This window comes from Actinomycetota bacterium, assembly GCA_036280995.1.
Classification (GTDB): Bacteria; Actinomycetota; CALGFH01; order CALGFH01; family CALGFH01; genus CALGFH01.
This window is the reverse complement of the sequence record DASUPQ010000590.1, coordinates 1-11,183: the sequence shown is the minus strand read 5'-3', so window position 1 is coordinate 11,183 and position 11,183 is coordinate 1. Positions and strand designations below refer to the sequence as shown.

Annotated in this window: 10 protein-coding genes; 6 read left to right on the top strand and 4 right to left on the bottom strand. The window is 71.4% G+C overall.

Annotated elements, in window-relative coordinates:
- Positions 1-366, top strand: a 366-nt coding sequence (locus tag VF468_19860; GenBank protein HEX5880545.1) for a GTPase HflX, incomplete at its 5' end; no start/stop codon positions are given.
- Between the two features lie 27 nt (positions 367-393).
- Here VF468_19860 and VF468_19855 read toward each other — a convergent pair.
- Positions 394-1,068, bottom strand: a complete 675-nt coding sequence (locus VF468_19855; protein HEX5880544.1) for a hypothetical protein — start codon at positions 1,066-1,068, stop codon at positions 394-396.
- A 287-nt stretch (positions 1,069-1,355) separates the two neighbouring features.
- Between VF468_19855 and VF468_19850 the strand changes: the two genes are divergently transcribed.
- Both VF468_19850 and VF468_19845 read left to right on the top strand, forming a co-directional pair.
- Complete coding sequence (locus VF468_19850) at positions 1,356-3,263, top strand: methyltransferase domain-containing protein (protein HEX5880543.1); 1,908 nt, start codon at positions 1,356-1,358, stop codon at positions 3,261-3,263.
- A 198-nt stretch (positions 3,264-3,461) separates the two neighbouring features.
- Complete coding sequence (locus tag VF468_19845; protein HEX5880542.1) at positions 3,462-4,385, top strand: lysylphosphatidylglycerol synthase domain-containing protein; 924 nt, start codon at positions 3,462-3,464, stop codon at positions 4,383-4,385.
- Here the strand turns inward: VF468_19845 and VF468_19840 are convergent.
- Entirely contained in the window at positions 4,330-5,226 is an 897-nt protein-coding gene (locus VF468_19840) for a glycosyltransferase family 2 protein (protein HEX5880541.1), read from the bottom strand. The genes VF468_19845 and VF468_19840 overlap by 56 nt on opposite strands.
- A 71-nt stretch (positions 5,227-5,297) precedes the next feature.
- On the opposite strand from VF468_19840, the gene VF468_19835 reads away from it, so the two are divergent.
- Positions 5,298-7,364, top strand: a complete 2,067-nt coding sequence (locus VF468_19835; protein HEX5880540.1) for a hypothetical protein — start codon at positions 5,298-5,300, stop codon at positions 7,362-7,364.
- 39 nt (positions 7,365-7,403) lie between these two features.
- Here VF468_19835 and lexA read toward each other — a convergent pair whose 3' ends face one another.
- On the bottom strand, positions 7,404-8,036 hold the full coding sequence (gene lexA / locus VF468_19830; protein HEX5880539.1) for a transcriptional repressor LexA: 633 nt from the start codon (positions 8,034-8,036) through the stop codon (positions 7,404-7,406).
- Positions 8,037-8,230: 194 nt separating this feature from the next.
- Between lexA and VF468_19825 the strand changes: the two genes are divergently transcribed.
- Positions 8,231-8,521: a LysM peptidoglycan-binding domain-containing protein gene (locus tag VF468_19825; GenBank protein HEX5880538.1), complete on the top strand. Its 291-nt coding sequence runs from the start codon at positions 8,231-8,233 to the stop codon at positions 8,519-8,521.
- Positions 8,522-8,639: 118 nt separating this feature from the next.
- Here VF468_19825 and nrdR read toward each other — a convergent pair whose 3' ends face one another.
- The gene (gene nrdR / locus VF468_19820; GenBank protein HEX5880537.1) at positions 8,640-9,137 is read right to left on the bottom strand and encodes a transcriptional regulator NrdR; all 498 of its coding nucleotides are present in this window, start codon (positions 9,135-9,137) and stop codon (positions 8,640-8,642) included.
- Positions 9,138-9,414: 277 nt separating this feature from the next.
- Between nrdR and VF468_19815 the strand changes: the two genes are divergently transcribed.
- The coding region (locus VF468_19815; GenBank protein HEX5880536.1) for an LAGLIDADG family homing endonuclease at positions 9,415-11,183 on the top strand (1,769 nt) is incomplete at its 3' end.

Sequence of the window (11,183 nt, the reverse complement as noted above, 5' to 3'; positions counted from 1 at the left end):
GCCCTGAACAAGGCCGACCTGCTCGACGAGGTCAGCCGGGCCCGGCTGGGCCGCCTGTTCCCCGCCGTCCCGATGATCTCGGCCGCGACCGGCGAAGGGGTCGACGACCTCCTGGCCGCGATCGCCACCCGCCTGCCGCATCCCGAGGTCGAGCTGACCGCGCTGGTTCCCTACGACCGCGGCGACCTGGTCGACCGCGCCCACCGCGAGGGCGAGCTGCTCGGGGTCGACCACGGCGCCGAGGGCACCCAGCTGCGGCTCCGGGCCCCGGCCGCCCTCGCCCACGCCCTCGCCCCGTACCGCCAGGGCACCGCCGAGGACGCCCAGGACAAGGCCGGAGACGTTCCGGCGCACCCGAGCGGCTGAGCCGGCCGGGCCTCGTGGCCCGCCGTGCTAGACGAAGTACCCGCTGATGTCGACGATCACGTGGACGCTGCCCCGGGTCGAGGCGTTGTGCAGGCCGACGGCGGCCTGGAACTGGCCGTCGGCCGGGGTGGCCGCGCTGACGATGGCGTAGTTGGCCACCGTCTGGCCGGACGTCCAGTTCACGTTGGAGACCAGCGGGATGACGTCGCTGTTGCCCGGGAAGGCGCGCAGGTTGCCCCCGGAGGTGCCGCTGGTGACGGTGAGGTTGCAGGCGATCGCCTTGGCGTCGGGAGGCACCTCGTTCGGGAAGCCGCCCGAGAAGTAGTCGGGGTCCCCGAAGTCGAAGATGAAGAACTCGCCGGTGCCGCCCTGCGGCGGGAACGGGCCGCCGCCGTCGAACCGCGTGTCCAGGTAGCGCTGGGGCGTGATCGTGTGGAACGCGAGCGGCCCGCTGACCGCCAGGGCGGCGGCGGCGCCGGCCCGTTGCGCGCCCACGCGGACCACCTTGCGGCGGGCCGGGATCTCCGGGGCCGCCGCGCCGGGCACGGCCGCACCGGCGACCTCGGCGCCGGCCTGCCCGGCCGCGGCGCCGGCGGCGACCATCGCCCCCGCGGTCCCGACCCCGGCCGCGCGCAGGAAGCGCCGCCTGGTCAGGCCCGAGTCGTCTGCCGCTCGTCCCTCGCTGTGCCGACCGGTGGGCATGGGGGACCTCCTCGTATGACCCCCCCGTGCAAGAACGCCCGGACTCAACCGCTTCTGCGGCGAACCGACAAGGGTGCGAGAACATCGTTTTGATCACAACCCGGCATCCACGGCCCGGAAGTCGGTAATTCGCCACACAGATCGCCGATCCTCTCAACGGGTATGCCATCACGGCTGCTGGAGAGAGCGCCGGGACCTTGGTCGTGTCGTCGCCGGCTGGTCACCTTGATTAGGGTTGGCCACCCGAAGTTCATCTCGGGTTCCTCTCAGGGGAGAATGGGCCGATCATGATCGCAACCGAAGCTCAGTCCGGCGGCAGCGCCCTGCGTGTCTGCCTGTTCGGCACCTACGACCGGGTGGCCCATCCCCGGATCGCGGTTCTCGAGGCGGCCCTGCGCGAGGGCGGCGCCGAGGTGGTCGAGGCCCATGTGCCGGCCTGGCCGGGCGGGACGGACGAGAAGCTGGCGGCCGCCCGCAGTCCGTTCTCGCCGGGGCGGCTGATCCGGCTGGCCTGGGCGTGGTGGCGCCTGGCCGCCCGCTACCGGCGGGTCGGGCCACACGACGTGGTGCTGGTCGGCTACTTCGGCCACCTGGACGTGCTCCTGGCCTGGGTGCTGGCCAGGCGGAAGCGGCGGGTCCTGGACATGTTCCTGTCGGTGTACGACACGGTCGTCCTGGACCGCAGGACCGTTGACTCCGACAGCCTCCAGGCTCGGCTGGCCAGGCTACTGGACCTGCTGGCCGTGGGTGCCAGCGATCTGGCCCTGCTCGACACCGGCCCCCAGGTCGACTTCGCCGCCGGTGAGCTGGGCCTCCCGGCCGGCAAGCTCGCTGCCGTGCCGGTCGGGGCGGAGCCATGGCACTTCCCGGCCGGTCCGCCGCCAGAGGGCGGCCCGCTGAAGGTACTGTTCTACAGCTCCTTCATCCCCCTGCACGGCGCCGAGACGGTGGCCGGGGCGATCCGTCAGCTCGACGGCGACGACGTCACCTTCACGGTCGTCGGTCGCGGGCAGGACCGGGCCGCATTCGACCAGCTGGTGGCCGGCCTCGACGATGTCAAGGTCCATGACTGGGTGCCCTACGAGCGCCTAGGGGAGCTCGTCTCCGGCCACCATGTGGTCCTGGGGCTGTTCGGCGTCACCGGCAAGGCCTCGCGGGTCGTGCCGGGCAAGGTGTACCAGGCGGCCTGTGCCGCCCGGGCGATCGTCACCGCCGACACGCCGGCCATGCACGCCGCCTTCGATCCTGACGAGGTCGTGCTGGTCCCGCGCGGCGACCCGGACGCCCTGGCTGCGGCGCTCCGCGAGCTGGGCAAGGATCGGGCGAGGGTGGTCGAGCTGGGTCGCCGGGCGCGGGCCCGTTTCGAGCGTGACTACACCCCTGCGGCCATTGGGCTGCGACTGGTGGAGCTGCTGCGGTCGCGGAACCAGCCTGATTGGGTGCGCCCACCCCGGTTCCTGCTCCGGCTGGACCTGGTCCGCCGGCTGCTGCCACGGTTGTCCAGGCAGGGGCCGGCGCTCGAGGTCGGCTTCGGCGCGGGGGCGATGCTGGAGGAGCTTGCCGCCCGTGGGTTCGGCTCGGTGGTCGGGATCGACTTCTCCGCGACCGCGGCCCGCCTGGCCGCTGATCGGCTGGCGCACTTCCCGCCCGAGGCTCGTCCGAAGATCCTGCGGGCCAGCTTGGATGCACTCGACCCGACGAGGGCCCGGTTCCATTCGATCTTCGCCTTCGAGGTGCTCGAGCACGTCGAGGACGACCGTGGGCTCCTCGCCCAGGCGTTCGACCTGCTCGTCCCGGGTGGCCGCATGCTCGCCTCGGTCCCGGCGCACCAGCACCGCTTCTCCTTGTGGGATGACATGGTTGGGCACGTCCGCCGCTATGAGCGTGAGCAGCTGGCCGCCCGCTTCGCCGAGGCTGGCTTCCAGGTCGAGGAGCTGTGGTGCTACGGCTACCCGCTGGCCAACCTCCTGGAGCGCGTACGGCGCGCCGTGGCCCGTCCACTCGAGCCGGGCAGCCCGGAGGCGCTGCGCCTGCGCACGGCCGAGAGCGGCAACCTGATCCCAGCCCGCGGCCTGGTCAAGCTGCTGGTACGGCCGGCGACGATGGCTCCGTTCCTGCTCGCCCAGCGGCTCTTCCTCGGCAGCGACCGCGGCGACGGCTACCTCCTGCTGGCCCGCAAGCCACTCCGGGCATGAGCCGGGTGAGCTCCCCGACCAAGCCGGGGACTACCCCCCCGGCTCTCCAGTGACCAGGATCCGCAGTGGGCGGCTCTGGGAGCCGCCTCCTCCGGCCGTCCGCCAGCCCGGCGACGTTGTCATCGTTCTGGCTGAGTTGCCGGCCGGGCGCCGGTGAGGCCCGGGCACCGCCGTTGGCGGGCCATGCTTCGCCCGCTCGTGCTGGTCCTGATCCTGGTGTTCGTCGCCCTGCTGCTGACCCAGCAATGGGGGCAGGTGCGGCCGCTGCTCGGGCGCCTGACCGTCGTCGGCCTGCTCGCTGCGACCGCGGCCGTGCTGGCCGGCCACCTGGCCACCTTCCTGTCATGGCGAGCGCTGCTCACCGACCTGGGCTTCCCGCTGCCGCTGGCCGGAAGCCTCCACGTCTTCTTCCTCGGCCAGCTCGGCAAGTACCTGCCCGGATCGATCTGGCCCGCCGTCGCCCAGATGGAGCTCGGGCGCGACTACCGGGTGCCTCAACGGGTGTCGGGCAGCGCCGTCGCCGCCACCCTGCTGATCTCGGTCGGCGCGGGGCTGCTGGTCGCGGTCGTGCTCGTGCCGCTGGCCGGCCTGGGAGCGCTCGGCCGCTACTGGTGGACCGCGCTCGCGCTCCCGCTGGTGGCGCTGCTGGCCAGCCCGCCCGTGCTGAACCGGCTGCTCGGAGTCACCCTCCGGCTCGCCCGGCGAGCCCCGCTGCCGCAGCGCCTTTCAACGGCGGGCACGCTGCGCTCAGTGGGGTGGGCGCTGGCCGCATGGCTGTGCTACGGCGGGCACGTGTGGCTGCTCGCGCACCAGCTCGGAGTGGCCGGCGGTCTCCCTCTGCTGCTCCACTCGACCGGCGCGTTCGCCGGGGCCTGGTGCGTCGGCTTCCTGCTCGTGGTCGCCCCGGCCGGGGCGGGCGCGCGCGAGGCGGCGCTGATTCTGCTGCTCGGGTCAAGCGTGCCACGACCGCAGAGCACCGTCATCGCGGTGGTGTCGAGGCTGCTGTTCACCCTCGCCGACCTGGGCTGGGGCGGAGCCGCCGGCCTGGCCGGACGCTACAACCGGGTCAGTCGTCGGCGGTGCGACGGACCACCAGGTCCGCGAGCAGGGCGATCGCCATGATGTTGAACGCGGCCAAGCCGACCAGCACCGTGGAGCCGGTCACCCGCAGGTTGTGGACGATCAGGTCGAACACCAGCTTGGCGCCGGTGGCCGCCATCAGGGTCAACCCGACCGGCATCAGGACCCGGAGCGGGTTGAAGTACATGACCATCCGCAGCACCTGGATGAGGTAGTTGTAGGCGTCTCTGACCGGGTGGAACTTGGAGCGGCCGGAACGCTGCACGTAGTCGATGGGCACGTACTTGATCGGGTGTCCGTTGGACAGGAACGCCAGCGTGATGGTGGTCACGCACGAGAACCCGGACGGCAGCAGGCGCAGGTAGGGCTTGGCGACGGAACGTTTGAAGGCCCGCAGCCCGGAGTTGAGATCGGGAATGGGGGTGTTCGTCAGCCAGCAGGCCAGCTGCCGAATCGCCCACTTGGCCGGTACTCGGAACAGCTTGTAGGTCCCGGCCTCGGTCCTGCGGGCCCCCACCACCTGGTCGTAGGTGTCGTCCAGGTGGGCGACCAGCTCGGGGATGCGCTCGTTGGGGTACGTCATGTCGGCGTCGGTCCAGACCACCACCCGGCCGCGGGCCTGCTGGGTGCCGATCCGCCGGGCCGTGCCCGACCCCTGGTTGCGGGGCAGCAGGATGGTGCGGATGCCAGGGGTCGTCTCCAGGAGTTCGCGGGTGCCGTCGGTCGAGCCGTCGTCGACGCAGATCAGCTCATAGCTGAGCCCGGCTTCCAGCAGTGCGGCGGAGATGCGCTTGATCTCCAGCTCGACATGGTCGCGCTCGTTGTAGCACGGCAAGACCACCGAGACCGCGAGCTGCGGCTCGGCGCTGGACGGCGTACTCATCGGTGCAGCCTAGCATTCGCCCCGAGCGTCCAATGCGGCCCGCTTCGCCGTCCCTGCTACGATTTTCGGTCATGCCGCCCTCGCAGACCGAGACCCTGCCGGCAGGAGCAGCCGGTCGCGAGCGCTCCCGGCCGGCGCCGCGCGATGCCCTGTCCGTCGGCGAGGCACTGGTCCTTGCCGCCACCCTCGCGCTCGCCGTGCTCGCCTGGGTCGGTCTCACGCTCGCCGACATCGGCCGGTACGGGCTGACCGCCGCCGCCGGCCTGACCGTGCTCGCCATGGTCGCCCTGGGAACGGTCGCCTGGCGGTTCGGTGGCCGGCCGCCCCTGGTGGTCGACGGGACCGGGCTGGCCGTGCTCGCCGGGGTGGCACTGGTGGCGTCCGTGCTGTTCTTCCCTGGGTTCTCCTACGGCGTCGGCAAGGATCCCGGCGCCTATGTCTCCCATGCGATCGCCATCGCCCGGGTCGGGTCCTCCAGCTACACCGACCCGGTCCTCGACCGGTCGCGCGTGCCGGCCGTCGAGGTCATGCGAGAGGACGACGCCAGCCGCTTTCCCGCGATCTGGATCGGGGACCGGGACACCCAGCGCATCGTCTTGCAGTTCTACCACCTGTGGCCGGCCCTGCTGGCAAGCGCGTTCGAGGCCGGCGGCTACACCGGACTGGCCAGCCTGACCCCCCTGTGCGGCGTGCTGGCGGTGCTGGCGGTGGCCCTGGCCGTCCGGCGAGCCTTCGGTCTGCTGGCCGGCGCCCTGGCCGGTTTGCTGCTGGCCACCAACATGCTCCAGGTGTGGCAGGCAAGGTATCCGAGCAGCGAGACGTTCACCCAGCTGATCGTGAGCGGCGCGCTGCTCGGGATCATGGTTGCCCTGCAGACCGGCTGGCGACCCGCGGCGGGCCTGGCCGGCCTGCTGCTCGGCGTTTCCTATTTGACCCGGGCGGACAGCCTGCTGCTGATTCTGCTCGCTCTCGGGGTGGGCTGCGTCCTGATCGCCGCCGGTCGCTTCGACGTCCGTGCCGCCTGGTTCGCGGCCGGGCTCGTGGTCACCTTGCCCTACGGCTTCTACCAGGCCTACGTGAGCGCCCGGCGCTACACCCTCGAGAACCACGTGCCCGACCTGCCAGTCGTCCTCACCATCATCCTCGGAGGGCTGGCCGTCGCCGTGCTGCTGCGCCGCTTCGCCCCCGCCGCCGGTCGCTCGGCGTGGGAGCTGCTGGAGCGGCGGGCGGTCCAGCGAAGGCTCGGGATGGCGGTGGTCGGCGTGGCCGCGTTCCTGCTGCTGCTCGGGTTTCTCCGCCCGTGGCTGTTCGGGCCGGCCTGGGGGGACTTCCGGGGCCGGCCCGTGCGCACCTATGACGAGGCGACCCTGGTCCGGCTTTCCTGGTTCCTCACCCTCCCCGGGTTCGGCCTGGCCCTGGCTGGACTCGCCCTGGTGGCCCTGCGGCGCTGGCGAGCCTCGGCCTGGACGTTGATCCTGCCCGCCCTGTGCCTGCTGCCGGTCTACGCCTACCGGGCGGAGGTGTCCGCCCGGCTCATGTGGTGGACACGGCGGTTCGTGCCGATCGTCCTGCCCGGCCTGGTCGTGCTCATCGCGGTCGCCCTTGCCGCAGGATTGGCGATGGCCGGCGGACCCAGGCGGCTGCGGTGGCCGGTGCGGGCCGCGACGGCGGTGGCGGCTGGGTTCCTTCTTGTCGTCTTCGCTGGCCAGTCGATTCCGCTCCGCCACCACCAGGAGCATGGCGGCTCGTTCGAGACCGTCCAGCGGATCGCTTCGGTGGCCGGGGGCCGGCAAGGGGTCTTCCTCTGGGAGCAGTCCTCAAGCCTCTACGACGTCGCCTACCTGTTCGGCGGGCCGGTCTGGCTGCAGCAGGGCCAGATCAGTGCGTTGCTCCCTCGGCGGCCAGATCCCGCCTATGTCCAGTCCTTCGTCCGCGGCTTCCCCGGCCAGCCCGTCTTCCTCGTCACCAAGGGCCACGGTCGCCCCCAGGCCTACCCTGGCCTGAGGCTCCGGGCGGTCGACCAGATCACCTACGTCATGCCGGTGTGGCGGGAGACGTACACGACCCGCCCTTCTGATGCGGTCGGCGTCCCTCTACGGTTCACCATCTGGCAGGTCGGGTCGCACACCGCCGCATAGCTCGCATCTCCCGATGCCGGGCTCGTCTCAGGTGCACGCCTAGCGGAGGCGGCGGAGGACGGCGACCACCTTGCCGAGGATCTGGGCCTGGTCGCCGTCGATGGGGTCGAAGGCGGGGTTGTCGGGGAGGAGCTGGATGTGGCCGCCCCGGCGGGAGAAGTGCTTGACCGTGGCCTCGGACTCGTCGTTGGGGAGCAGGGCGGCGACCATGTCGCCGTTGTCGGCCGTGTCCTGGCGGCGGACGACCACGTAGTCGCGGTCCAGGACCCCGGCGCCGACCATCGATTCCCCCCGGACCTGCAGCATCATGAGCTGGCCCTGCCCGACCAGCTCGCGCGGCAGGGGCAGCAGCTCCTCGACGACGTCCTCGGGCAGGGTGCCGGTACCGGCGGCGACCGGGGCGCTCATCAGGGGCACGTAGGTGGGCAGGGGCCGCGGCATGGCCGCCACCGGCTCCTCCAGGTGGACCTCGATGGCCCGTGGCTTGGTCGGGTCGCGGCGGATGAAGCCCTTGCGCTGGAGCGCCTCGAGCTGGGAGTGGACGCTGGAGGTCGAGGTCAGGCCGACCGCCTCGCCGATCTCGCGGATGGACGGCGGGTAGCCCCGGTCGGCGACCGCGTCGCGGATCACCTCCAGGATGCGTCGTTGCCTGGTGGTGAGCTGCTCCGCCATCGCTGTACCCCCTCGCCCGAAGGACCCGTTGCCGCCTGATGACCGGACTCTAGCAGCGGCGTTGGCTCGAAGCAAACACCAGTTCGATGGGGTGGCCGAGGTTGACAGCGAACAGGTGTTCGGGCAGGATGGAGGGCATGATCGAACAGGCGTTCGCCTTGGTCGGCGAGGCAGGACGAGGGGAGGTCAGCCGGATGCGTCTCACGAGGCGCGGCCGGATGCTCGTCCGGGTGCTCGCCGTCGTGCTGGTCGTCGCCGGGTTCCTGCTGGTCGCTCCCGGCCTGGCCAGGGGCGACGGGCCCGACCGGCCGGCGCCGAGGGTCACCTACGTGGTCGAGTCCGGCGACACCCTCTGGTCGATCGCGCGGCGGGTCGCCCCTGGGCAGGACCCGCGGCCGGTGGTGGACGGCCTGATCGAGGCCAACCACCTCCGCGGCGGGCTCCAGGCCGGCCAGGAGCTGTCGATCCCCGTTCCGGAGCGCTAGGTCCGGGCGGCGAGCTCCACGACCGTCTTCTCCCGGTCATGGGTCCCGCCCCCCCGGCCCGCTCCCATCACGCCCACGCGTTCTCGGGGCCGCGACAGCCCGGGCCGGCCCAGACCCGCTACGTCACCCTGGCGCTGGGACGGGGCTTCGGGGGGGTGGTCTTGCGGAGGGAACCGAGGTCCTCCAGCTCGCGCTCGAAGTCGGCCGGGTCCTGGAAGTCCTTGTAGACGCTGGCAAAGCGCATGTAGGCGACCTGGTCCAGCTCGCGCAGGGCGTTGAGGAGCTCGATCCCGACCTCCTGGCTCTCGACCTCGCGCTGGCCCCTGGCCCGGACCGCCTCCTCGATGTCACTGGCGATGCGTAGGATCTCCTCGCGAGGGATCGGCCGGTTCTTGCAGGCCTTCTCCAGGCCCGACACGAGCTTGCCGAGCTCGAACTGCTCCCTGGAGCCGTCACGCTTGAGGACCAGCAGTGGCGCCTCCTCGACCCGCTCGAAGGTGGTGAAGCGCCGACCGCAGACCGCGCAGGCACGCCGGCGACGGATCGTCCCGCCGTCCTCGGACGGCCGGGAGTCGACCACGCGGTCCTCGTCGGACCCGCAGAAGGGGCAACGCACGGCTGATCCTCCCTGTGCCGGCTGGTTCCGGTCACCACAACATATAGTGGTACAATGGCGCCCTGGAGGCAAGTTTTCCACAACATCTTGTGTCGAGGGTGCTTGACCCGGGCCCCCGGATCGGTGCTTAATCACATCGCTGTAGTTCGTGGATCTGTCCGTTCGTCGTCCCGCTCGGCTCAGCTGACCCGGTCCGCAGCACCGTTCAGCGCCGGCTTCTCCAGGGACGGAGGTGCGCGGCCCCGGCCAGCACGGGGGTCGCAGGAGGTCAATCATCGTGGCCAAGACCCGGGATGCCCTGTCCGTCGAGCACGGTCCCGCCCGCCGGGGCCTTCAGGTGCGACGCCTGTTCACGACCAAGGGAACCCACCCCTACGACGAACTGACCTGGGAGCGCAGGGACGCCGTCATCACCAACTGGCGCGATGGCACCACCGCCTTCGAGCAGCGCGACCTCGAGTTCCCCGCCGGCTGGTCGCAGAACGCCACCAACATCGTCGCCCAGAAGTACTTCCGCGGCCCCCTCGGCACCCCCCAGCGCGAGCACTCCGTCCGCCAGATGGTGGACAGGGTCGCCGGCACCATCACCCGCTGGGGCGCCAAGGACGGCTACTTCGCCACCGACGGCGACGCCGAGGCCTTCCAGGCCGAGCTGACCCACCTGCTGGTCAACCAGAAGGCCGCCTTCAACTCCCCGGTCTGGTTCAACGTCGGGGTCGAGCCCGAGCCGCAGTGCTCGGCCTGCCAGCCCTACGACGCGCTGGTCAGCACCCCGACCGGCATGGTGCCGATCGGTGAGCTGGTCGAGCGCCGGGCGGTCGGGACCGTCGTCTACGACGCCCATGGCGAGACCCGGGTGCGGGCGGTCAAGGTCAACGGCGACAAGCGCGTGTTCCGGGTCCTCCTCCGCAACGGCTCGTTCGTCGAGGCGACCGCCGACCACCTGGTGTACGCCGTACCTGAGCGGCGGGGCGTCGGCTCGTGGCTGCGGGTCGACCAGCTTCGTCCGGGAATGCGCCTGCACCTGTACCCGCACCGCGGTTCCACCGACGACCTGGTCGGCCCCCTCGCCACCTCCGCCGATCGGCAGGCCGAGGTGGGTGGCGGGACGGCCACCCTGGTTCGCGCCGAGCCGGCCACCAGGGAAGCGTCCGAGGCCGCGCTGGCCGGATGGCTCCAGGCCGACGGGTTCGTCGGCCAGTACGAGACCGGGACCAACACCTCGCTCACGATCGAGTTCCAGACCGTGACAGAGGAGGAGCACCAGTGGGTGCAGCGGCACCTGCAGGTCGTGTTCCCCGACGTCCACCAGCACGTCAGGACCTTCGAGACCGCCGACCCCGGCCTCACCGGTCGCCGCACCCGACTGTACGGCGAGGTCCTGCGCCCGTTCGTGGACGCCTGGGGCCTGCGCGCCCGGCGGCACGAGCTGCGGGTGCCGGCCAGGCTCTGGAACGCGCCCAACGAGGCCGTCGCCGCCTACCTCCGCAGCATCTTCCAGGCCGACGGGTACGTCACTGTGCAGGGCGGCAGCGGACGGGTTGCCTTCGCGGTGATCAGCGAGCGCTGGACCGAGGACATCCAGGTGCTGCTCCTGCGGCTCGGCATCTACTCACGTCGGCTCCGCAAGCTCGACCCCCGTCCCCACCGCTCAGACCTGTTCGAGGTGCAGATCAACGTCCGCTCCGAGCGGTCGGCGTTCCGGTCCAAGGTCGGGTTCCTCTCAGCCGGGAAGACGGCGACCCTGGACGCCTCCCTGGAGCTGGACGGCAAGACGTGTCCCTCGGTTCGTGAGGAGGAGATCGTCGCCATCGAGGACCGCGGCGTGCGGCCCGTCTTCGACATCCAGACCGACAGTGGTGAGTACCTCTCCAACAACGTCCGCGTCCACAACTGCTTCATCCTGTCCGTCTCCGACACCATGCCGTCGATCCTCAACTGGTACGTCGAGGAGGGCATGATCTTCAAGGGCGGCTCGGGGTCGGGCATCAACCTGTCGACCATCCGGTCGTCCCGGGAGCAGCTCGGCCACGGCGGCGAGGCCTC